This window comes from Paenibacillus sp. XY044, assembly GCF_002257645.1.
In the GTDB taxonomy this organism is placed as follows: domain Bacteria; phylum Bacillota; class Bacilli; order Paenibacillales; family Paenibacillaceae; genus Paenibacillus_AQ.
The window spans coordinates 238,358-260,415 of the sequence record NZ_NQMO01000001.1 but is presented as its reverse complement, the minus strand read 5'-3'; the positions used below and the strand labels follow the sequence as shown (position 1 = coordinate 260,415).

The following is a 22,058-nucleotide window of genomic DNA, read 5'->3' as shown; positions in this document are numbered from 1 at the left end:
ATTCTCCGGTCCCGCACAAGAGAATCACATTCTCGTCATTTTTTTAAGTCAGGGGAGTTAGAGTGATGTATTGTAATGCCGGGCACGTGCCCACCTACAGCTTGGCAGCAAGCAGCCGTGTATTTCGGTCGCACTCCTCAATGTCCGCCAACTGCGGATTCGGAATGTTCCCGTGCCGGTCAAGCACCGCTTCAATAATATCCTCTATCTGTAAAAACGAAATCTCCCTGTTTAAAAACCGGCCTACCGCCACTTCATTGGCTGCGTTAAAAGCGGTGGTTGCTGTACCACCCATTTTACCACATTCAAAGGCAAGTCTTAAACAAGGGAACCGCTCCATGTCCATTTCACTAAAATGCAGCTTGCCCACTTCGGCCAGCGACAGCCGATTGGCGGGCGAATCCCAGCGTTCCGGGTAGGTCAGGGCGTACTGGATCGGCACGCGCATGTCCGGATTGCCCAGCTGGGCGATGATGCTCGTATCGCGGAATTCCACGAAAGAATGGATGATGCTCTCGGGGTGAAGCAGCACGTTGATCTGCTCATACGGCAGGCCGAACAGCCAATGGGCTTCAATCACTTCCAGTCCCTTGTTGACCATCGTCGCCGAATCGATGGTGATTTTGGCTCCCATCGACCAGTTGGGATGCTTCAGCGCATCCTCCACCGTCACCGATTCGAGCTGCTCCCGGGTCAAATGCCGGAACGATCCGCCGGAAGCGGTCAGCGTAATGCCGGCCACATCGCTGCGACGTTCACCGTTCAAGCATTGAAAAATAGCGGAATGCTCGCTGTCGATCGGCAGCAGCTTGACGCCTTTACGCTCGATCGCCTCAGTGACGAGATGTCCCGCCGTCACGAGCGCCTCCTTGTTGGCGAGGCCAATGTGCTTTCCGGCTTCGATTGCCGCCAGCGTGGAATGCAGCCCCATGCTGCCTACCACAGCCGTTACCACCGTATCGGCGTTCGTGCCTGCCGCAATCTCCACAAGTCCTTCATTGCCATAAAAAACTTCCGTCCCGGACGGAACCTGCGTCTTCACTTGTTCAGCCAGTTCCTTGGTTGCGACCGAAACCTTCTTCGGTTTGTACTGATGAATCTGCCGGAGAAGCAGTTCCACATTCGACCCGGCGGCAAGACCTTCGATTTGAAAATGCTCCGGATGCTTCGACACGACATCCAGCGTCTGCGTGCCGATCGAACCGGTGGAGCCGAGAACGCTTAATTTCTTCATAACGAACCTTCTCTCGTATTAATAAGGCATCAGCATCACGATATGTACGAACGGAAACACGATGATCCAGCTGTCGCAGCGGTCCAGGATTCCTCCATGACCCGGCAGCAGATTTCCCGAATCCTTGATGCCGTATACGCGCTTGTACGCCGATTGAACCAGATCCCCAAGCTGACCGGCCACCGCGCACGCCAGGCCGATGGCCAGGGCTCGTCCGACCGGCAGCAGACCGCCCGACAGAAGCGCGAACACCGCTGACGTAATCATGGCGATGATTACGCCGCCAAGAGCTCCCTCGATCGTTTTGTTTGGGCTGATCGCCGGCCACAGCTTGTGACTGCCAATCCATTTACCCACGAAGTACGCACCCGCATCGCTCGCCCAGATCGACACCAGCAGCAGAAACGTCCAGAACACACCATGCCCGTCCGGGGCGCTCCGGGATTCGGCAATATATGAAAAGCCGACGCCCACGTAAACAGCTCCCAGGAAGAGAAGGGAGGTCATCTGAATGTCCACCTTGTTCCTGGTGACCACGGTCACCAGCAGGAACAGAAACAGAAGCAGCCAGATGACGTGCCCGAGTGGAAGCGGAAAGCTGATATCCAGCAGCTTCCAAGGGAACATAAACAAAAGCACGCCCAGGTATCCCAACAGGGCCGTACCGCTAAACGGGGATACCCGGGTCATTTTCACAAATTCATAATATCCGATCATTGCCATCGCCAGGACTAGAATGTGGTACGGCAGGCCGCCAAGCAGGCAAAATCCCAGAAAAACAACACCCGCAACAATTCCCGTGATCAGTCGTTGTTTCAACGGTATTCATCCCCCATCTGGCTAAGTCAGTCCGCCGTATCGACGCGTTCTGCGCTGGTATTCAGCAACCGCTTCGTATAAATGATTTCGGTTAAATTCAGGCCAGTAAATATCGGTAAACCACATTTCGCTATATGCGAGCTGCCACAGCATGAAATTGCTGAGCCGCATTTCGCCGCTCGTCCGGATAATAAGATCCGGATCCGGCATACCGCTTGACAGCAAATGACGGTCGATTAGCTCAGGGGAAATATCGTCAGGCGACAGTGTGCCATCCTGAATCTGTTTGCCCAGTTCCTTCATGCAATCCGTCATTTCCTTGCGGCTTCCGTAATTGAGAGCAAAATTGAGGACAAGCCCGTCATTGCCGGCCGTCCGGCGCATCGCTTCCTCCATGGCATTCAGCGTATGCTTCGGCAGGCCGTCGCGGTCACCCATCATGCGGACCTGCACATTCTTTTGGATCAATTCATCCAACTCGATCGCCAGAAATTCCTGCGGCAGACGCATCAGAAAGTCGACTTCGTCTTTGGGACGCTTCCAGTTTTCCGTAGAGAAAGCATACAGCGTTAAATATTTAATGCCCAGCTCGTCAGCGGCAATGGTTGCCCGCTTCACTGCCTTCATCCCGGTCTGGTGCCCGACGATACGCGGCAGCCCGCGACTTTTGGCCCAACGCCCGTTGCCATCCATGATGATGGCCACATGCTCAGGAACGTTGTCCATGGATCGCTCTGGCAAAAGCTGCGGGTCCTTCTGTTTCCACCACGATCGAACTCGTTTGATCATTCTAGTTCCTCCAAGCAGGTTTCTGCAAAAAAAGACACAAACCCCACCATAAAAGGAGGGGCCGCAAGTCTCTTATACTTCCATGATCTCTTTTTCTTTAGCTACGAGCACCTTGTCGACTTCCGCAATAAATTTATCCGTCGTCTTCTGGATGTCTTCCTGATGACGGTGCGATTCATCCTCAGAAATATCGGTTTTCTCCATCTTTTTGATGTCGTCGTTGGCATCTCTGCGAATGTTGCGGATCGCCACTTTCGCTTCTTCGCCGAACTTCTTCGTCAATTTCACGAGCTCCGTGCGGCGTTCTTCTGTCAGCGCCGGGATCGAAAGGCGAATGATGTTGCCGTCATTAGCCGGCGTAAGTCCGAGATCGGACTTCATAATGGCTCTTTCGATATCGGCCAGCGAAGATTTGTCCCAGGGCTGGATGAGCAGCGTGCGCGGATCCGGTGTGCTGATGTTGGCCAGCTGGTTTACCGGTGTCATCGCTCCATAATACTCCACTTGAATCCGGTCCAGCAGTGCCGGTGCGGCACGCCCGGCGCGCAGTGTGGCGAGATCTCTCCTCAAAGCTCCGATGGCTTTTTCCATGCGTTCTTCTGCGTGTTTTTTTACCGTTTCTGGCATTAGTCTACGCTCCCTTTAACAATCGTTCCGATTTTTTCACCCAAAACGACCCGTTTGATGTTCCCTTGCTCGGTAACAGCAAATACGATCAGCGGAATGTTGTTGTCCATGCAGAGGGATGATGCCGTGGAATCCATCACGCCCAGATTCTTGTTCAGCACGTCCATGTAAGTAAGCTGCTCATATTTCTCGGCCGTACTGTCCTTGAACGGATCGGCGGAATACACGCCATCCACTTTGTTTTTGGCCATCAGGATCACTTCGGCCTCAATTTCAGCCGCACGCAGGGCAGCGGTCGTATCGGTCGAGAAGAACGGGTTGCCCGTTCCTGCGGCAAAAATGACCACGCGGCCCTTCTCCAGGTGGCGGATCGCTCTGCGGCGGATATAAGGCTCAGCGATTTGCTGCATGGCAATCGACGTCTGTACGCGCGTCGGCACGTCGATTTGCTCCAGTGCATCTTGAAGCGCCAGCGAATTCATGACCGTTGCCAGCATCCCCATGTAGTCGGCCGTTGCGCGGTCGATCCCGCTGGAACTGCCGGCAATACCGCGCCAAATGTTGCCGCCGCCGCAGACGATTGCAACCTGAACGCCAAGATCCACGACTTCTTTAACTTGCTCTGCAATGGATCCGATCGTTACCGCATCGATACCATAACCGTTCTGACCTGCGAGGGATTCCCCGCTGACCTTTAAGACAACTCGTTTAAATACAGGCTGTTCCAAATGTTTACCCTCCACTTTAAAGACATCACCATATAGCGCCAGTTGCTGCAACTAACGTTCGGCGGGCCCTATCCGGTAAACACCACACCAAACCGATGTCATTCTCTTGAGAAAAACGTCTGCTCTTTTAAAAAAGAGGGAACACTGCGTGTTCCGCTCTTCTTTTGTTCTAGTTATAGATGCCGCGAATAAAGGGCTCTTATTGTTTAACTTGCGCCATAACTTCTTCAACGAAGTTGTCGACTTTTTTCTCGAGGCCTTCGCCCAGTTCGTAACGAACAAAGCGGCGGATGGAGATGTTTTCGCCGATCGTGCTGATTTTTTCGTTCAGCAGTTGAGAGATGGTTTTGTCTGGATCCTTAATGAAAGGTTGCTCCAGAAGGCAGAACTCTTCGTAGTACTTACCGATGCGGCCTTCAACCATTTTTTCAACGATTTTTTCAGGCTTGCCTTCGTTCAAGGCTTGAGCTTTCAAAATTTCTTTCTCTTTCTCTACTTCTGCCTGAGGCACTTCTTCGCGGGAAACGTAACGCGGGCTCGAAGCCGCGATATGCATCGCGATGTCACGTGCGAACTCTTTGAATTGGTCCGTTTTACCAACGAAGTCGGTTTCGCAGTTGATTTCAACCAGGACGCCGATTCTTCCGCCAGCGTGGATATAAGCTTCTACAACGCCTTCTGTAGCTGCGCGTCCAGCTTTGTTTGCCGCAGCAGCCAGACCTTTTTCACGAAGGAGTTCCGTTGCTTTGGTGATATCACCGTTTGCTTCATCCAACGCTTTTTTGCAATCAAGCATACCTGCGCCTGTTTTTTCACGAAGTTCTTTTACCGCACTAGCACTAACTGCCATCGAATATTCCCTCCAAATAGGATGCTAATTTTTCAGCCAGGTATCAAACCTGATCATTGCTTGCAATCTTAAAAAAAGGGCAGTGAGAGGTTATCCACCTACCAACCACCCTTTTCATTTAATTCATGTTTATATTGCTCGACTGTCGAATCTTAGGCAGAAGTTTCTTCGCCTTGGTGAGCTTCCACCACAGCGTCAGCCATTTTGCCAGTCAACAGCTTAACGGCACGGATCGCGTCGTCATTACCAGGAATAACGTAGTCGATTTCGTCCGGATCGCAGTTCGTGTCAACGATACCTACAATTGGGATACCCAATTTGCGGGCTTCGGCAACCGCGATGCGCTCTTTGCGCGGATCGATGATGAACAGGGCGCTTGGCAGGCCCTTCATGTTCTTGATGCCGCCCAGGAATTTCTCAAGACGATCTTTCTCTTTGCGGAGAAGGATGACTTCTTTCTTAGGAAGAACGGAGAATGTGCCGTCTTCTTCCCATTTTTCGAGTTCTTTCAAACGGTTGATCCGTTTTTGAATCGTTTCAAAGTTAGTCAGCGTTCCGCCGAGCCAACGTTGGTTGATGTAGTACATGCCGCAACGTTCTGCTTCTTCTTTGACGGAGTCTTGGGCTTGTTTCTTCGTACCGACGAAAAGAATCGTTCCATTCTCTCCAGCCACGCTTTTCACGAAGTTAAAAGCTTCTTCGACCTTCTTAACTGTCTTTTGCAGGTCAATAATGTAAATTCCGTTTCTTTCAGTGAAGATATATTTATCCATTTTCGGGTTCCAACGACGAGTCTGGTGACCGAAGTGAACGCCAGCTTCGAGAAGCTGTTTCATGGAGATAACTGCCATCTTCACACACCTCCTAAGTTTGGTTTTTTATTGTGTCCTCCGCTGCTTTCATTTCCCGTCAAGACTCCCCATATGGAAAGCACCCTTTACGAAATCCGACAGCGTGTGTTTTAACACCGTCATTTAATATACCATATCTAAAAGCTCGATGCAACGCCTAAGGGGCGGCTTTTTTCGCACGAAAAAAACCGTCCAGCCGATTGTCGTTAGCGTGGCGGTTTTGTCGTAATTTTAGCGATAATGGAACTGAAATCCTCACCGGCTGTAAATGCATACCGGCCGGTTTGAATTTTCGTGCTGATCTTGAGTGATCTTCCTTTTTGCACGAATTGATTGGCGTCGGCGATGACCCCGGCCTTCTCCAGCTTTCCGGCAACGTCCTCCAAATTGTTTCCGCTTGCGATTTTCACTTCAACCGTTTTGGACGCCGGCACAGAAGGCGATTGCGGCTGCTTAGCTGCCTTATCATCACCGGAGCCCTGGGAGCCTGACTGCGGCTGCTTCGAGGCGGTAGGCTGCTGCGGCTTGTCCGGCTGGGCCGGCTGCTTGGCCGTGTCCGCGGCATCTGGCGACTTCGCTGCGCTTCCTTTAGGAACCGAGCTCTGCTCGACCATCTGCTGCTTCCACTCCTCCTCGGTCATCAGCTTGTCCTCATTGCCGACAACCTTAAGGTCCAGCGCCTCCGCCTGCTGCTCAAGCTCTTCCTTCGTCAGGCTGGCTGCTGCCGGGGTTTCTCCAGACTGCCGGTCGGCGCCCTGCCCAAAGATCATCAGCTGCAGCAGGAGTGAGCCGAGCAGGAGACCAATGCCGAGTCCCATCATAAATGTCCGATTTCTGATCACACCGTCTCCTCCTGTTTCGCAAGCTGAAGAATCAGCTGGATTTCGCCGCGGTGCATGCCAGTCATTTTTCCGATGACGTCAATCGATTTGCCTTTGCTGTACAAGTCGAACAGCTCCGGGTACCTGTCCTTGATCGATGGCTGAAGTTCAGGCTGCGCCGGTTCATCGTCGCCCCCGCCGTCCGGATCAACACCTGCGGCACCTGCTAGATCCAGGGAAGACGCCGACTCCGCGGCAGCGAGCGCTCCAAGACTACCCGTGACCTGCCCGGCAGGCAGGCTCTCCACTTGCAAAAGTCTTGTGTCATGCTGTGCAGCCTGCTGCTCAAGCGAAACGAGCCGCTGACGCATCTCCGTCAGCTGTTCCTGCTGGGACAGCTGCTTCGCCGCCATATCCTGCTTCATTTGGGAAACCAGCTCGACGAGCTCGACGTTTTCATTTTCAATTTCAGCCATGTACTGCTCAAGTGTGGCCTCGACCTGCTTGACTACGCTGCCTAGCTGGCTCTGCTCCTCCTTCCGTTTAGGAAGTATCATGGCATACACCAACGCGGCAGCGCCCAATATAACGACTATTAACCAAGGTTCCAAGTAACGGCTCTCCTTTGACTGTGATATTCATGTCGGGGATGGGTCATAGGGACACATCCAGATGATGCCCCTTGAAGGGGTGCTGCGCATCCTGAAGGTCCGCAGACTCCTCAGCGGATGTGCTTGCGGTTTGATTTCGCCGTTGCTTGTTCCGTCCGCCTTCATCCCGTATGGCCGCGTCCGCCGTTTCGTCCACCGATTCGCTGCGCTTGCTCATTTCCGCCGTTTCCTTGATCCCCTGTTCCGCCAAAAATTGCTGATCCTGTGCGGGCCGGTGGTGCAGCTCATTTTGCACCTTGCCGACCTCGCTGGTCCGAGGGATCGCAATTTGCATTTCAACCGCCTTCATACTCATCCGTCTTCCACCTCTTATCGATAGGAATCGTATCCAGAGTACTTTGCTTCTTTTTAGAGGTTATTCAAAAAGACCACTTTTGATAAGAAAACCAATCGAGGCCAATCAAGTACGAGTGACCGCGATTATCGGCATCGATTCTTGAATTCAGCCGGGCCTATGCGGATGCTTACGTACCCATCCCATTCAAGTGTTTTGAAAAAACACACATCGGAAGCGTAAACTTCGGTGCTGAAAACCGACCTTTTTGAACTCGCACTTTATATTAAAAGTACGGAACCATCGTAATATCGCCTTCATGATAATAAAATGAAACCCGTTCCGCCGAGTCCTTAATAAATCTGGTGTATCTGCCGATAACTATTTTAGAGCCTCCGTAGACCACTTTAACCACGTCGACGCGGGCCCGAACCGAATCTTCCAATGTTTTCTCGATTTCCAATGTACGTTCTTTCGCTTCCATCTGCTCCCGGTCATTCGATTTCTTGGTGGCGTTCAGTTTGAGCCTAAGCGCCATCTTGTCGGGCGGAAGCTGTCCTGAAGCGGCCAGTTGGTTCAATAAATACAATGCCTTGTCTGTCTTGTCCTGCGACTCCACCAGCTGCCTGATCTTGCCCCGCAGCTCGGCGAGCTCGTTTCTAAGCTCCGGAAGGACTCCCACCTCAATCGTGGTCATGGTGGACATGCTGTTGCCGACCGTTCTGGCAATGACCCGTTCTCCTGCCTGAATGACTCCGCCGACGATCAGCCCTTTGGTGGCGTTGCACAGTACGTTTCTTCCTGCCCGGATGCTGGAGTGCATGATGCTCTGCGAGACGATCACATCTTCCCCGGCAATGACGTTGCCATCTTGGATGAAAGAGCTTTTTACATTTTGGCCTGCTTTGACATACCCTTTGTTGTAACCGATGATCCCGCTCGTAATTTCAATGGACCCTTCCGCTTCAAGCTCCGCGCCTTCCACGCCGCCGACCACACGAATGTCCCCTGCCGCTTTCACGCGGAATCCAGTCAGGACATTCCCACGGATGACCACCGTGCCGACAAAATCGATGTTGCCCACGCTGTAATCCACGTCCCCATTCACCTCATAGACGGGAAAGACGTTGATTTTGCCTTTATCCGTCGTGGCAATCAGGCCGTCGATGGCGGCATACATGGCTGTATTCTCCGGATCGACCACCACATTTTTTCCCACCTTAAAATAGGCCTCTTTACCGGGCTTGAACGGTATCACTTCCCCGGTAACGCTGAGTCCCGGTTTGCCGGGCTCGGGCGGAATCCGTTTGGCGATAAGCTGGCCCTTGCTGACATTGTTCAGACTGACCAGTTCTTTGTAGTCCACTTTGCCGTCCTCGGTCTCGAGCGGCCTGTGCTCCTTTTCATCCCGAAGATCGAAGGCGAATTCGATTCTGCCGTTCTTGCCGCTGTCAGGCTGTTCGCCCATGGCAATCGGGGTTCGTCCAAACATGTACTCCTGAGGATGGCTGCAGATCCGGCCCAGGAGCGCCTGGTCCATGCCGAATTGGATTTGATGGCTCCTCAAAAAGAGCTGGAGTTCCCCCTCCGTCACCTCAAAATCCTCGGAACGCTTGGAGAACTGCAAGTAGGCGACGCTTTTGTCCTCCGAAAAGGTAATTTCCAAATAGGTTTCAAGCGCAATTGGAGCTGTCAATCGTTTTCCTCCTTTCTACTTCGTGCAACGGTTAATCGTTTTGCATCAGTAAATCCCGGTGCTTCTCCAGCGTTGCGCGCAGCCTCAATATGGCCTTGGAGTGAAGCTGGGATATTCTTGAAGGTGAAAGTGACATGACTTCTGCTATTTCGCTTAAAGATAAGTCCTCATAATACAGCAGGGATACGACGGTTCTTTCCTTCTCGGTAAGCTTCTCAATCCCTTTGACGAGAGACTCCCGCAAATAAAACTCGTTCACTTTGTAATCCGGATTTTTGGCTTTGTCGTCGACCATCACGGACAGACGCGTCTCGGATTCCTCCTCGCGGATCGGGTCCTCCAGCGAGCAGAGCGACATGACCGCGACTTCCTGGAGCATCTGGTGAAAATCTTTCTCGGATACGTTCAAATATTCACTCATCTCCAAGTCCGTCGCAGACCTCAGGTGCTTCTGTTCAAGCTGCTGATAGGCATCCTCGATACGCTTGGCCTTCTCCCGAACGGAACGGGGCACCCAATCCCCCTGCCGCAGGGAATCGAGAATGGCTCCCCGAACCCGGAACGAAGCGTAGGTCTCAAACTGCAGTCCGCGTTTATAGTCAAATTTATCAATGGCGTCAATCAGTCCCATTACGCCGTTGCTGGCCAGATCATCTTTGGATACATTCCTTGGCAGGCCAATGGCAAGTCGGCTGGAAACATAGTCCACGATGTGGAGGTGTTTCTCGATCAGGGACTTTTTCGCTTCAATATTTCCGTGTTCTTTCCATTGCTCCCAGAGCTCGGCATGATTCAGATGAGAAGCTTTTCGCTCGCTCATTTCCCCCACCCCCTATTTTTCTGACAGGTGTCGAACGGCTTTCGCCAGTTCTTCCGGATCTTTCGCCGAAACCAGCTTCGGCGGATTGAGTGGTGTAAAGCCTTTCCCATCCTCTTGATCGGAGGCGGGTCTCGGCGTCAACAGATCGTTTAACTCATCGCTCTCATCCGGGGTCGTCATATCAAATCGGGTACCCCGCTCCTGCTCGGCTGCTGCAGCCTCATGCTCCGCTTCGGGAACGCTGACCACGCCCCACACCCAGCGGAGCAAAAAAGCGAGCAGAAACCAGATGACAAAAGATATCAGCCCTCTGATCAAGCTGGTCATAAACAGGTTGTTTCCCATCGAGATCAGCAGCGTCAGCACGAATCCGACAGCACCAAACACAAGGTTAAACAACAAATTTCCTTTCATGGCTACAATTCCTTTACACCCATTTGTACACTGCGCACGGACAGGATTCCGCTGCCTGAATCCAGTTCTATCGTTCGTCCATGGCTTCCGCACGTGTCTTCGGCGATTAACGGAATATGAAGATCCGACAGCATCATTTTGCATGATTCCACGTTCCTGGGACCGATTCGCATCGTATCCCCGGTACCGGCCATCAGAAACATTTGCGACCCTCCGGCCATCTTGGCGACAATTCTGGAAGGCGAGGCTCCCATGACTACAAGCCGCTCCAGCAAAGCCGGCACTGCGGTATCCGCATATTTGGCGATATTCAGCTGCCCTTCGCGGGCAATGTCTGAAGACGGCAGCATGATGTGCGCCATACCTGCGATTTTAAGCAGCGGGTCATGCAACGTAATTCCGACACATGAGCCGAGGCCCAGCGTCCGGATGACTCCGGGATCCCGCACGACGTTCATATCGGCCATGCCTACTTTAACGATGCTTTGCTCTTCAATCATTCTCTAGAGGCACTCCCAGGGCTTGAAAAATTTTTGCGAATGAATCCGGATCGGGAATGAGAAAAAACTTCCCTTCCACCTCATGATCGCCCTCCAAGAAGGTCGTGTCGATCAGCAGAGCATCGTCGCCCATTTGGCCAAACTGCAGCAGCCCGTAGCTCAGAATGGCGCCGGCCATGTCCATCGCCAGACCAGGGACCGTCGGAGACAAATCCAGCTTCGTAAAGTCCGCAAGCGAGGAAAGGTACGAACCGGCCAAAATATTGCCGATCTCGCACAGAGCCGATTGCTCCATTTCATCGAACATGCCGTCCAGGTCGACCTGCATGCCGGCCAGCTTCTTCAGCAGGCTTTTGGCTGCTTCCGGGCTGACAATAAAGAACAAATTGCCCGGAGCATCGCCTTCCACCCGCAGAAAAATGGCGATGACGATTCGCTCTGCCCCGCCGACCCTGTCGGCGATCTCTTCAAAGGGAAGCAGCTGCACTTTGGGAACCGCCATATCGACAGGCTTATCGAGCAGGCGGGACAGCGCCGTTGCCGCATTGCCCGCCCCGATATTGCCGACTTCCTTCAGAACATCCATCTTGAATTCTTTAAAATGCTTAAAGACCTCCACAAACTACTCCTCAAGGCTTTCCAACTGGATAATTTCGCTCTTCTTCAACACTTCGGACAAGTTCAGCATGATGAGCAGACGGTCATCGCCGATTTTTGCCACGCCGTCCAGATACCTGGCCTTGATGCCTCCGACGACTTCCGGCGGAGACTCGATCCGGTCTCTGTTCAGATCGATGACGTCATTAGCCGAATCGACGATAAATCCGACTTCCATTTCGCCTACCACCACGATGATGATCCGCGTCTGGTCCGTATACTCGGATTCCGGAAGGCCGAAGCGCCCCCGCAGGTCGATGACCGGGATGACGACGCCGCGCAGATTGATGACACCTCTTACGAACGTGTACGTCTTCGGAACGCGCGTAATCGGGAGCATGCGTTCGATCGTTTGGACTTTGTCGACTTCGATCCCATACTCTTCAATACCCAATTTAAATACAATTACTTTGATATCTTCTCCCATGCCCAAGACCTCCTTATTTAAATGCGGCGCCCCTTCATAAGTGCCGCAAGCCTTCCTGCTTTCGCAAACCTTCCTATTTAATGAAGACATTCGGGTCCAGAATCAAGGCCACCTGGCCGTCGCCCAGAATGGTCGCCCCCGAAATCCCCTTGATTTGCGGCAAATACTTGCCAAGGTTTTTCAGAACGATCTCGTTTTGTCCGATAAATTCGTCGACAGCCAAAGCGGCCAGCCGGTCTCCCTTATGGATGACGATGATCTCGGTCTCGTTTTCGTTCTCTTCATGAAAGTCCGGAATCTCAAAAATGCGGCTCAGCGAAATGAGCGGAATCATCGATCCGCGGAAATCCACCATTTTGTTGCCATGCACCTGGCGGATTTGCTCCTTCTTGACGATGCTGGTCTCCACGATCGAGCTGAGCGGAATGGCATATTTCTCGGATCCCATCTTCACGAGCATCGCGGCGATGATCGACAGGGTAAGTGGAAGCTGCACCGAGAAATTGGTTCCTTTCCCCGGCGTCGAATAGATGGTCACCTGCCCGCCAAGTGAGGTGATCTTTGCCTTGACGACATCAAGTCCGACCCCCCGGCCCGAAACGTCTGAAATTTTCTCGGCGGTGCTGAAGCCCGGCGCGAACAGCAGCTGGTGCACCTGCTCGTCCGACATGCCCCTTGCTTCCTCCTCGGTGACGACACCTTTCTTCAGAGCGGATTTCAGAACGTTCTCGCGATAAATGCCGCGTCCGTCCTCTTCGATTTCGATAAATACGTGATTCCCGCTGTGGAAAGCCCGAAGGTGTACGGTGCCCGTCTCCGGTTTGCCTGCGGCAATCCGATCCTGGGGCGACTCGATGCCGTGGTCGACCGCATTGCGCAAAAGGTGAACGAGCGGATCCCCGATTTCATCGATAACGGTCCGGTCAAGCTCCGTTTCGGCACCGGTAATAACCAGCTCCAGCTTTTTATCCAGCGATTTGGCCAAGTCGCGAACCATTCGCGGAAACCGGCTGAACACCGTATCGACCGGCACCATCCGCAGCTTCAGGACGATATTTTGCAAGTCGGAGCTGACGCGGCTCATATGCTCGACCGTCTCGGTCAAGGCATGGTTCTGCACCTCCGAAGCCAGCTGTTCTAGGCGTACCCGGTCGATCAGCAGCTCGCTGAACAGGTTCATCAGCACATCGAGCCGTTCGATATCGACCCGGATGGTGCGGGCCGGGGCGCTGCCGGTTTTGGCGGCCGGCTTGGCGGCAGACGCCGGCTTGTTATCCTTGGTCTCTGCGGCTGGCGCAGCGGCAGGCGCGGGTTTTGTTTCTTCGGCCACAGCCGCCGCGGATTGTGCCGATGCCGTTCCCATCTCGGCCATTTGCTGCAGGGATTCGTGATCAAGTTCTACTACTGAGGCTTGGTCAATCTCCGAAACGTTCAATATTTGCTGTTTGAGTTCGGCAGGATCTTTTTGTGTTATGTAGTAGAGTGAGAAGCTTTTTTCGAATTTTTCCTGCTCAATATCCTGCACGGTTGGATGGGACTTAATCACTTCGCCAGACTTCTCCAGCAAATCAAACACCATGTAAGCACGGACCGCCTTCAGCTGACAATCGTCCCGGATGGCGACGTCGATATACAGCACACGGTGCCCTTCCGCAATAGACTGCTGCAAAACGGAGTATTGGAACTCATCAAGCTGGATTGCGGTATTGGTTTCTTGCTTGGCAGGAGCGGATCCTGCGGACTTCGTGCTGCCGGCGGACGGAGCTTCGCCGCGAACGATGGCCTGAAGATCGGCAACGATCGCCGATACGTCGGCCTTCCCTTCGCCGCCCTGGGTAATATCCTCCACCATCGCCTCAAGCGCATCGAGCCCTTTAAACAGCGTGTCGAAGATAAAATCCTGCATCGCGAGCTTTTCGTTGCGCACCAGATCGAGGACGTTCTCCATTTGGTGAGTCAGCGACGCCAGGTCCTCAAAGCCCATCGTAGCCGCCATCCCTTTCAGCGTATGAGCCGAGCGAAAGATAATCTGGACGATGGAGAGATCATTCGGTGTCTGTTCGAGCAGCAGCATGTTTTCATTTAAGGATTGCAGATGATCATTGGACTCATCGATAAACATGGATAAATACTGATTCATGTCCATTATGAGACACCTCCTAATAAGTTTGCTTTCCGTTGCCTACAGCCTGGATGAGCCCTTCGGCAATATTGTGAAGCGGTAACACTTGATTCACGCAGCCCAGCTCCACTGCGGAACGCGGCATGCCGTACACGATGCAGGTCTCCTCGCTCTCCGCAAACGTGCTGGTAACCCCGGCATCGTACAGCCGCTTCATCATCTTTGCCCCGTCGCTTCCCATCCCGGTCATCAGCACCACGTGGCGTTTCAGGGAATGAAGCTCAAGCAGGGATTCGAACATAACGTCCACCGACGGTCGGTGGCCGCCCACCGGGCTCTCCTCTGTTAGCGAGATCGCGAAACCCCGGCCATGAGCCGGCACGATTTTCGTATGATAGCCGCCCGGTGCGATATAAGCGAAGCCCGGCTCCAGTGCCATTCCCTGTTCGGCTTCAACCACGGTCAGCGGGCTGAACGTATTCAGCCGCTGGGCAAGGGATTTCGTGAAATTCGGCGGCATATGCTGCACGATCACAACAGGTGCCGGGAAATCGGCCGGCATACCTTCAAGCAGCGTCTTTAGCGCCCGCGGTCCGCCGGTGGAGCAGCCGACCGCCACAAGCTGCGTGAAGGAGGCCGACAATGTCTTGCCCTCCGCTGTCCGGCGGGGCTTGGCGGAATCCGTTTCGGCCGCCTTGGCGGTTTCCGCGACTTGCGCAGAAGGCGCGGATTCCAGCACCTGGCTTGTCAGCTCGCCTGTCGTCCTGCTTATCATTTCGCTTGTCAGGGAGTCCTGCGGCTTCTTTCCTCTAGGCTTGGTAAGCTTCTTAGGCGCTTCAGGCTGCTGCACGACAGCCGCCGTATCCGAAGCACTCTCCTGCGGGGCTGCCTCGTTATAAACAGCGCCGGTTTCCTTGGCCAGGTCCGGGAGCTTTCGCTTCCGTCCAAGCTTTGGCAGGACTGGCGTTGCGACTGGCACAGCCGCCGCGGACTTGGTTTTCCGCTTCTCTTCCTCCGCCTTCCAGAGCGCTCTCCGCTCCTTGGCCGACATTGCCGCTTTCATCTGCTCAAGCAGGGCATCCCGAACGTCATCGATCTGCTGCGCATGCGTTACGGACGGCTTGCGGATAAAATCAAACGCCCCGGCTTCGAGCGCCTTGATCGTCTCTCTCATCCCTGCTTCGTTGATGCCCGAGAGCATGATAACCGGCAGCGGATGCGTCTGCATAATGACCGTGAGCGCTTCGAGACCGTTCATCACCGGCATTTCCACATCCATCGTGACGATGTCCGGCTGCTGGCTTAATATTTTGTCTACGGCTTCTTTTCCGTTAACGGCCGTATCGACGACCCGAAATGCGGGATCCTTTTCTATGAGATCGGATATGATCTTCCGCATAAAGGCCGAGTCGTCCACTACAATGACTTTGTATGGCGTCATGCCGCTTGTTCACCCCTGTTCCTTAGTACAGAAAATCATTTTGTACGACGCAGCCATTTATGCATAAACCCTTTGATTCCTGTCAAGGCACTTGATTCCGGGGGAGCCGGTACGAGCATGTAACGGGATGCGATCCGCTGCAGATCCCTCGATGCGTTGCAGTTCGGGTATGCAAGGGAAAAGGGCACCTGCTTCTTAACGGCTTGTACAACATGACTGTCATCTGCGATGTAACCCAGCATGGTCGTTTCCACGCCTAGAAACCGCCGGGCCGCCATGGCGATTTTGTCCGCGGTTTGAGCCGCTTCCCTCTCATCGCCCGCCCGATTAATGATCAGCTTGAAGGTAACCCCCGGCTCCGCGCTGCTGACCACCTTGATCAAAGCGTAGGCGTCGGTGATCGAGGTCGGTTCTGGAGTAGTCACGACCAGGCATTCATCCGCCGAACGGATAAAGTTCAAGTTTTCTTTGGACAGCCCCGCCCCAGTATCGAAGATGATATAGTCCATCTCGTCTGCCAGTCCCTCGATCTGCTCCGTAAAATACGTCAAGTCCTGCTCGGAGAGTGACAACAGCTCGGATAAACCGGAGCCGCCGGCGATAAAAGATAACGAGTGCGGACCCTTCTCGATGATTTCGCCCACCGACTTTTCACGCTGCAGCAAATGATACAGGTTGAACTTCGGCGAAATGCCCATCAGAACATCGATGTTAGCCATGCCGATATCGGCATCGAACACCAGCACTTTCCGTCCCATCGCCTGCAGGGCAAGGGCAAAGTTCAGCGTAAAGTTCGATTTGCCTACGCCTCCCTTTCCGCTCGTGACGGTGATCAGCTTGGCGGTTTTCCCCGCCCCCGAAAGCCTGGATTCCGAGCCGGTTTCCGCCCCTCTCCCGCCGGACCCCTGCCGCTGGATCAGCTCCCTTAAAGCCTGTGCTTGGTCCATCATGGCGCCTCTTCTCCAAGCAGCATGCCGCACAGCTTCTTGCTGTCCGGAAGCAGTAGGTCTTCAGGCACATTCTGGCCGTTGGTCATGTAGGACAGGTAAAGCGGGTACTCCCGGATCAGGTTAAAGATGGAACCACAGCTTCCAGTCTCATCAAGCTTGGTGAAGATCACCTTGTCGAGCCCGTATTTGCTGAAATGTTCCGTAATCTTCTTCATATCCTGGCTCTTGGATGTCAGGCTGAGCACCAGAAAGGTTTCGCTGTGGTCCGTAATGGCGGAAAACAGGCTTTGCAGCTCCGAAACGAGCAGTTCATTGCGAAAGTTGCGTCCGGCCGTATCCATCAGGATGATGTCGCAGTCCTGTAGGCGCTGAAATGCCCGCTGCATATCACCGGGCGACTGGACCACTTCCAGCGGAACATTCAGGATGGAGGCGTAAGTCCGAAGCTGGTCGACCGCCGATATGCGGTAGGTATCGGAAGTAATCAGACCCACCTTCCGATGAAAACGCAGCAGCTGTTCCGCCGCCAGCTTGGCGATGGTTGTCGTTTTGCCGACCCCTGTGGGACCTGCGACATAGACGATCCGTGTCCGGTTGGCTATGCCTCCGCCAAATCGTTCCGAAAGGAACGCCAGAACTTGGCTGCGTACATGCGCAAACAATTCCGCATCCCCGAGCGTCCGTCCGCTCTCTTCCCAATCGTCGAAGGTGGAGGTAATCCACTTCTCTATAAGGTCGAAATCGACCTCCTGCTGAATCAACCGCTCCTGCAGCTTCTCCAGAACAGACGGCAGCTGCTGCTTCATCATCGACTGGCGGGAGATTTTGGCCATCCACGCCTTCATTTCCTGCAGCTCTTCCAGCAGCTTCGCTTCGACGTTGTTTCTTGCCTGCGGATCCGTTCCCTCGGCCGGCTGAAGCTGTTCCATACGTCTGAGCGCCTCGGTTCCCTGCGCCTGTTCCGAAGAAGCCAGCGTCTCGTTTGCGGCTGCTGACTCACCGAAGCCGGCAGCCTGGGTTACGGCCTGCGCGTGAACGGAAGAATTCTCCGTCCGGCGAGGCGCCGGATGAGCAGGAGCCGCCTCCGGCTGGGCGTGATCTGAGGAGGCCTTGGCGCCGGTTGCGGCAAGGGTCAGCTCGGCGGTCTTCTTGTATGCCTGCGGCACGGCCTTCTGCGGGACGGCTGCCTTTTGAGGAGCCGGAGCCGGGGCCTGCCGCTGTTTCGTTGCTGTATTCGCCTGTTGGTCTGCTTCCACCGCGGCGATGACCTCGATTTTTTTCTTCTTAAACATGCCGAGGAAACCGCCCAGCTTGGTCTCCTTCGTGCTCAGAATGACGGCATCGCTGCCCAGGTCATTGCGGATTTGGAGCATAGCTTCAGGCATCGTATCGACCACATATCGCTTTACTCTCATAAGTTCACCACTCCGACACTTTGAATTTCCACATTGGGTTCAAGTTCGCTATAAGACAGAACCGGAATATCCTGCATGGTCCGCTCGATCACCTGGCGCAAGTACATCCGGATGGTCGGCGAAGCAAGAAGGATGGGCTGCTGACCCGATTGAAGCAGGCGATTGATCTGCTCGCTGAGCTTCTGGTACACCGTCTGGGTGGACACCGGGTCCATCGCCAGGTAGCTCCCCTGGTCCGTCTGCTGGACGCTGTCGGCAATTTTCTTCTCCAGCGTCGGCCCTACCGTAATGACCCTGAGCGTCTCGCCTTCCCTTGAGAACTGCTGCGTAATTTGGCGGGACAATGCCTGCCGTACATACTCGGTCAGCACATCGGGGTCTTTGGTATATTGGCCGTAATCGGCCAGCGTTTCAAAGATCGAAACCAAATCCCGAATCGAAATTTTCTCACGAAGCAGTTTGGCCAGCACTTTCTGGACATCCCCGATAGACAGTACCGACGGGATGAGCTCGTCGACGAGAACCGGATAATTTTCGCGCAAATTGTCGACCAGCGTCTTCGTCTCCTGCCGCCCCAGCAGTTCGTGGGCATGCTTTTTGATCAGCTCGGTTAAATGGGTTGCCACGACGGACGGCGGATCTACCACCGTATAGCCCGAAAGCTCCGCCCGATCCTTCGTCGCTTCGTCAATCCACAGGGCCGGAAGCCCGAAGGCTGGTTCCAAAGTTTCAATTCCCGTGATCGATTCGTCATCATAACCGGGACTCATGGCCAGGTAGTGATTTAATAGTAATTCACCGCTTCCGACGGTATTCCCTTTAATTTTGATGACATATTCGTTCGGTTTTAGTTGAATATTGTCGCGAATTCGGATCACTGGAACTACAAGTCCTAATTCCAGTGCGCACTGCCTGCGTATCATAATGATCCGGTCAAGCAAATCTCCGCCCTGCTGGGTATCCGCCAAAGGAATCAATCCGTAACCGAATTCGAATTCGATCGGGTCCACCTGCAGCAGGTTGATGACACTTTCCGGGCTGCGCACCTCTTCGATCTGCTGTTCCTCTTCCTGCTGTTCCACCTCGATCTGCTTCCGGTCCATGTTTCTCTGCATCCGGTAGGCGGCAAAAGCAAGCAAGCCGGCCAGCGGCAGCGTCGTGATGAGATGAATCGGTGTAAACAGCCCGAGGAGTGTAATCGTAGCCGCCACAATGTACAGCAGCTTCGGGTACGACAGCAGCTGCTTGGTCAGATCGTTCGCCAAATTGCCCTCCGAGGAGGAGCGCGTCACGATCAAACCGGAAGCTGTTGAAATTAAGAGTGCGGGAATTTGACTGACCAGGCCATCCCCGATGGTTAACACCGAGTATGTCGACATGGCATCCTGGAAGGACAGGCCCCGCATGGCGATCCCGATAATAAAACCGCCGACCAGGTTGATCAGCAGGATGATGATGCTCGCAATCGCATCCCCTTTAACGAACTTGCTCGCACCGTCCATCGCGCCGTAAAAGTCCGCCTCGCGCTCTACCTTGCGGCGCCGTTCCCTCGCCTGCTGCTCATTGATCATGCCGGCGTTCAGGTCGGCATCAATGCTCATCTGCTTACCGGGCATCGCGTCGAGCGTGAACCGGGCGGCGACTTCCGCAACGCGTTCCGATCCTTTGGTAATGACGATGAACTGCACGACGACCAGAATCAGAAAGACGATAAAGCCGACGGCGATTTCCCCTCTGGCAATCCAGCTGCCGAACGTTTGGACGACGTCGCCCGCAAAGCCCTCGGACAAGATGAGCTTGGTCGTCGAAATGTTCAGCGCCAGCCTGAACAGCGTCGTAATGAGCAGAAGCGAAGGAAAAATGGAAAACTGCAGCGCTTCCTGCGTATTCATCGCAACGAGCAAAATAATGAGCGCGAGCGAAATGTTGATGACCAGCAGCACGTCGAGCAGCCAGGTCGGGATCGGAAGAATCATCATCATTACGATGCCGATGACGCCGGTCAGAATCGTTATCTCTTTTAATTTCAAAGCTTCCTTACCTCCGATCCCTTATCTCACTTTGCCTTTTAATTTATATACATAAGCCAGTACTTCAGCCACGGCTTGAAACAAATCGGCGGGAATTGAATCTCCGATTTCCGCCCTCTGAAACAGCGCACGGGCCAGCGGCTTGTTTTCCATCGTAATCACGCCGTTTTCCTTGGCGATCTCCTTGATTCGCAGAGCCACAAAATCCTGGCCCTTCGCTACGATTTGAGGGGCTTCCATTTTCGAGCCCTCGTACTTCAGGGCCACCGCAAAGTGGGTCGGGTTCGTGATGACGACATCGGCCTTCGGCACTTCCTGCATCATCCGCTGCATCGCCATCCGGCGCTGCCGCTCCCTGATCTTCCCCTTGATCAGCGGATCCCCCTCCATTTTTTTATACTCGTCTTTAATGTCCTGTTTCGACATTCGGATGCTTTTCTCGAACTCATACTTTTGATACAAAAAATCCAGCGCAGCCATCACAAACAGGGCGGCTCCGATTTTTAGGCCGAGCTTCATCGTCAAACTTGCCACAAAATGAAACGTTTTCTCGATATTGACCTCGGACAGCTTGCCGATATCCGCGATCGCTCCCCTCATCGTTTGGTAGACCAGAAAGCCGATAATCACCAGCTTCAAAATCGATTTGGCGAATTCCACCAAAGAGCGGACCGAAAAAATATTTTTAAACCCCTTAATCGGGTTCAGCTTGCTGAATTTAGGCTTCAGTGATTCCCCCGTCAGCATGAATCCGACCTGCATCAAATTAGCGGCGAGCGCCATAACCACGACAGTTAGGAACACCGGCGCCAGCAGCAGCAAAATATCGATGCCGTACTCCACGGCGAGGCTCATAACGTTGTTAATGGACAGATCCATGGTCAGGCGGTTCAGAAAAATGTCCTTGAACAGCCCGACAAGCCGCTCCTTGAACGACGAACCGAACATGAGAAGGCTGAAAAAGGATGCCAGCAGAACGACCGCGCCGGTTAAATCCTGGCTTTTGGCGACCTGACCCTTTTTCCGGGTATCCTGCCGTTTTTTCGGGGTCGCCTTTTCGGTTTTTTCTCCGCCAAACAGCTGCAGGTCCAGGGGATACCTGTAGGACACGTTCCTTCCCTCCATCCTCGCATTACGCAGGCTTGTGACCGATAATCCCCAGAAGCGTCTGCATGGACTCAAACATGATCCCGAACAACTCGCCGAAAATATAGGAAAAGCTCGGTACTAGCAAAAACAGAACCATCAATCCGACAATGATCTTCAGCGGCATGCCGACGGCAAACACGTTGAACTGAGGTGCGGTACGTGCCAGAAATCCCAGCCCGATGTCCGTCAGAAACAGCGCCGTGACGAGTGGAGCCGACATTTGAAAGGCCAGGACAAACGATTGGCCGAACGTCTTGATCAGAAATTCCGACAGGCTGCCATCCGCCATCTTCATAAACAACTCGTTGGAGAGCGGAACCCATTCATAGCTTCGGATGATGCCGTCCAGCAAGTAGTGATGCCCGTTCATCGTCAGAAACAGCAGCAGGGCGAACATGTACTTGAAGTTGCCCAGCACCGGCGCTGATGTGCCCGTCATCGGGTCCAGCACGTTAGCGATGCCGAAGCCGATCTGGATGTCGATGAATGAGCCGGCCGTCTGGATGACCATAAACAGCACATAGGCGACAAATCCGAGCAGCAGTCCGATCAGCACTTCCCTGATGATCAAGAGGACGTAAGTCACATCTGCCGGAACTTGCTGATGAACGCCATAAGTTAGGTACACAAGCGCAGATATGAAAAAAGATATGCCTATTTTGAAAATATTCGGGACTCCTCTGGATGAAAGCACCGGAACGACAACAAAAAAAGCTGTAATTCGACAAAAAATAAGCATAAAAACCGGCAGACTTTCCAGCAGCATGTTCATG

The 22,058-nt window shown here is 53.6% G+C and carries 23 protein-coding genes; all 23 read right to left on the bottom strand.

All coding sequences use genetic code 11. From position 1 onward, the window contains the following. Positions 1-94: 94 nt before the first annotated feature. The 23 genes from CJP46_RS01265 to fliR all read right to left on the bottom strand — a co-directional run bounded on the left by CJP46_RS01265 (position 95) and on the right by fliR (position 22,057). Positions 95-1,234, bottom strand: a complete 1,140-nt coding sequence (locus CJP46_RS01265) for a 1-deoxy-D-xylulose-5-phosphate reductoisomerase (protein WP_094593800.1) — start codon at positions 1,232-1,234, stop codon at positions 95-97. A gap of 18 nt (positions 1,235-1,252) precedes the next feature. Continuing rightward, complete coding sequence (locus tag CJP46_RS01260) at positions 1,253-2,053, bottom strand: phosphatidate cytidylyltransferase (protein WP_094593799.1); 801 nt, start codon at positions 2,051-2,053, stop codon at positions 1,253-1,255. Between the two features lie 21 nt (positions 2,054-2,074). Further along, positions 2,075-2,842, bottom strand: a complete 768-nt coding sequence (locus CJP46_RS01255; RefSeq protein ID WP_094593798.1) for an undecaprenyl pyrophosphate synthase — start codon at positions 2,840-2,842, stop codon at positions 2,075-2,077. Positions 2,843-2,914: 72 nt separating this feature from the next. Continuing rightward, a complete protein-coding gene (gene frr, locus CJP46_RS01250) occupies positions 2,915-3,469 on the bottom strand; it encodes a ribosome recycling factor (RefSeq protein ID WP_094593797.1) in 555 nt (184 codons plus the stop codon). Further along, positions 3,469-4,197 (bottom strand): UMP kinase, encoded by a 729-nt coding sequence (gene pyrH / locus CJP46_RS01245; protein ID WP_094593796.1) that lies wholly within the window; start codon positions 4,195-4,197, stop codon positions 3,469-3,471. Before pyrH ends, frr begins: the two co-directional genes overlap by 1 nt. 199 nt (positions 4,198-4,396) lie before the next feature. Beyond that, positions 4,397-5,047, bottom strand: a complete 651-nt coding sequence (tsf, locus tag CJP46_RS01240) for a translation elongation factor Ts (protein ID WP_094593795.1) — start codon at positions 5,045-5,047, stop codon at positions 4,397-4,399. Between the two features lie 152 nt (positions 5,048-5,199). Beyond that, positions 5,200-5,898 (bottom strand): 30S ribosomal protein S2, encoded by a 699-nt coding sequence (rpsB, locus tag CJP46_RS01235; RefSeq protein ID WP_094593794.1) that lies wholly within the window; start codon positions 5,896-5,898, stop codon positions 5,200-5,202. A 206-nt stretch (positions 5,899-6,104) separates the two neighbouring features. After that, positions 6,105-6,740, bottom strand: coding sequence for a hypothetical protein (locus CJP46_RS01230; RefSeq protein ID WP_094593793.1), 636 nt, complete (start codon positions 6,738-6,740; stop codon positions 6,105-6,107). Then, positions 6,737-7,330: a hypothetical protein gene (locus CJP46_RS01225; protein WP_256992143.1), complete on the bottom strand. Its 594-nt coding sequence runs from the start codon at positions 7,328-7,330 to the stop codon at positions 6,737-6,739. Before CJP46_RS01225 ends, CJP46_RS01230 begins: the two co-directional genes overlap by 4 nt. 43 nt (positions 7,331-7,373) lie before the next feature. After that, positions 7,374-7,685: a hypothetical protein gene (locus CJP46_RS01220; protein ID WP_094593792.1), complete on the bottom strand. Its 312-nt coding sequence runs from the start codon at positions 7,683-7,685 to the stop codon at positions 7,374-7,376. A gap of 265 nt (positions 7,686-7,950) precedes the next feature. Continuing rightward, positions 7,951-9,360: a flagellar assembly protein A gene (locus tag CJP46_RS01215; protein WP_094593791.1), complete on the bottom strand. Its 1,410-nt coding sequence runs from the start codon at positions 9,358-9,360 to the stop codon at positions 7,951-7,953. A gap of 31 nt (positions 9,361-9,391) precedes the next feature. Continuing rightward, positions 9,392-10,180 (bottom strand): FliA/WhiG family RNA polymerase sigma factor, encoded by a 789-nt coding sequence (locus CJP46_RS01210; protein ID WP_094593790.1) that lies wholly within the window; start codon positions 10,178-10,180, stop codon positions 9,392-9,394. Positions 10,181-10,192: 12 nt separating this feature from the next. Next, positions 10,193-10,594, bottom strand: coding sequence for a hypothetical protein (locus CJP46_RS01205; RefSeq protein ID WP_094593789.1), 402 nt, complete (start codon positions 10,592-10,594; stop codon positions 10,193-10,195). A gap of 2 nt (positions 10,595-10,596) precedes the next feature. Then, a complete protein-coding gene (locus tag CJP46_RS01200) occupies positions 10,597-11,094 on the bottom strand; it encodes a chemotaxis protein CheD (protein ID WP_094593788.1) in 498 nt (165 codons plus the stop codon). Continuing rightward, positions 11,087-11,680, bottom strand: a complete 594-nt coding sequence (locus CJP46_RS01195) for a chemotaxis protein CheC (protein ID WP_373557965.1) — start codon at positions 11,678-11,680, stop codon at positions 11,087-11,089. Before CJP46_RS01195 ends, CJP46_RS01200 begins: the two co-directional genes overlap by 8 nt. Positions 11,681-11,716: 36 nt before the next feature. After that, positions 11,717-12,178, bottom strand: a complete 462-nt coding sequence (locus tag CJP46_RS01190; protein WP_094593786.1) for a chemotaxis protein CheW — start codon at positions 12,176-12,178, stop codon at positions 11,717-11,719. Between the two features lie 73 nt (positions 12,179-12,251). Next, the gene (locus CJP46_RS01185; RefSeq protein ID WP_094593785.1) at positions 12,252-14,324 is read right to left on the bottom strand and encodes a chemotaxis protein CheA; all 2,073 of its coding nucleotides are present in this window, start codon (positions 14,322-14,324) and stop codon (positions 12,252-12,254) included. Positions 14,325-14,337: 13 nt separating this feature from the next. Beyond that, on the bottom strand, positions 14,338-15,741 hold the full coding sequence (locus CJP46_RS01180) for a protein-glutamate methylesterase/protein-glutamine glutaminase (RefSeq protein ID WP_094593784.1): 1,404 nt from the start codon (positions 15,739-15,741) through the stop codon (positions 14,338-14,340). Between the two features lie 35 nt (positions 15,742-15,776). After that, positions 15,777-16,691, bottom strand: a complete 915-nt coding sequence (locus CJP46_RS01175) for a MinD/ParA family protein (RefSeq protein ID WP_094593783.1) — start codon at positions 16,689-16,691, stop codon at positions 15,777-15,779. Next, complete coding sequence (gene flhF, locus CJP46_RS01170; protein ID WP_094593782.1) at positions 16,688-18,106, bottom strand: flagellar biosynthesis GTPase FlhF; 1,419 nt, start codon at positions 18,104-18,106, stop codon at positions 16,688-16,690. The genes CJP46_RS01175 and flhF overlap by 4 nt, the downstream gene beginning before the upstream one ends. Continuing rightward, positions 18,103-20,136 carry a flagellar biosynthesis protein FlhA gene (flhA, locus tag CJP46_RS01165; protein ID WP_094593781.1) on the bottom strand — a complete coding sequence of 678 codons (2,034 nt, stop codon included), beginning with the start codon at positions 20,134-20,136 and terminating at the stop codon, positions 18,103-18,105. The genes flhF and flhA overlap by 4 nt, the downstream gene beginning before the upstream one ends. A gap of 21 nt (positions 20,137-20,157) precedes the next feature. Then, the gene (flhB, locus tag CJP46_RS01160; protein WP_256992142.1) at positions 20,158-21,246 is read right to left on the bottom strand and encodes a flagellar biosynthesis protein FlhB; all 1,089 of its coding nucleotides are present in this window, start codon (positions 21,244-21,246) and stop codon (positions 20,158-20,160) included. 22 nt (positions 21,247-21,268) lie between these two features. Further along, on the bottom strand, positions 21,269-22,057 hold the full coding sequence (gene fliR, locus CJP46_RS01155; RefSeq protein WP_094593779.1) for a flagellar biosynthetic protein FliR: 789 nt from the start codon (positions 22,055-22,057) through the stop codon (positions 21,269-21,271). Between the last annotated feature and the right edge of the window lies 1 nt (position 22,058).

Bases quoted from the DNA above. Each gene is read 5' to 3' on its own strand.
- CJP46_RS01205 (WP_094593789.1), bottom strand. From the start codon at position 10,594: ATGAAAGGAAATTTGTTGTTTAACCTTGTGTTTGGTGCTGTCGGATTC.
- CJP46_RS01210 (WP_094593790.1), bottom strand. From the start codon at position 10,180: ATGAGCGAGCGAAAAGCTTCTCATCTGAATCATGCCGAGCTCTGGGAG.
- CJP46_RS01185 (WP_094593785.1), bottom strand. From the start codon at position 14,324: ATGGACATGAATCAGTATTTATCCATGTTTATCGATGAGTCCAATGAT.
- rpsB (WP_094593794.1), bottom strand. From the start codon at position 5,898: ATGGCAGTTATCTCCATGAAACAGCTTCTCGAAGCTGGCGTTCACTTC.
- CJP46_RS01175 (WP_094593783.1), bottom strand. From the start codon at position 16,691: ATGATGGACCAAGCACAGGCTTTAAGGGAGCTGATCCAGCGGCAGGGG.
- CJP46_RS01265 (WP_094593800.1), bottom strand. From the start codon at position 1,234: ATGAAGAAATTAAGCGTTCTCGGCTCCACCGGTTCGATCGGCACGCAG.
- frr (WP_094593797.1), bottom strand. From the start codon at position 3,469: ATGCCAGAAACGGTAAAAAAACACGCAGAAGAACGCATGGAAAAAGCC.
- flhF (WP_094593782.1), bottom strand. From the start codon at position 18,106: ATGAGAGTAAAGCGATATGTGGTCGATACGATGCCTGAAGCTATGCTC.
- CJP46_RS01220 (WP_094593792.1), bottom strand. From the start codon at position 7,685: ATGAGTATGAAGGCGGTTGAAATGCAAATTGCGATCCCTCGGACCAGC.
- fliR (WP_094593779.1), bottom strand. From the start codon at position 22,057: ATGAACATGCTGCTGGAAAGTCTGCCGGTTTTTATGCTTATTTTTTGT.
- CJP46_RS01255 (WP_094593798.1), bottom strand. From the start codon at position 2,842: ATGATCAAACGAGTTCGATCGTGGTGGAAACAGAAGGACCCGCAGCTT.
- CJP46_RS01195 (WP_373557965.1), bottom strand. From the start codon at position 11,680: ATGGATGTTCTGAAGGAAGTCGGCAATATCGGGGCGGGCAATGCGGCA.
- CJP46_RS01190 (WP_094593786.1), bottom strand. From the start codon at position 12,178: ATGGGAGAAGATATCAAAGTAATTGTATTTAAATTGGGTATTGAAGAG.
- tsf (WP_094593795.1), bottom strand. From the start codon at position 5,047: ATGGCAGTTAGTGCTAGTGCGGTAAAAGAACTTCGTGAAAAAACAGGC.
- CJP46_RS01180 (WP_094593784.1), bottom strand. From the start codon at position 15,741: ATGACGCCATACAAAGTCATTGTAGTGGACGACTCGGCCTTTATGCGG.
- CJP46_RS01200 (WP_094593788.1), bottom strand. From the start codon at position 11,094: ATGATTGAAGAGCAAAGCATCGTTAAAGTAGGCATGGCCGATATGAAC.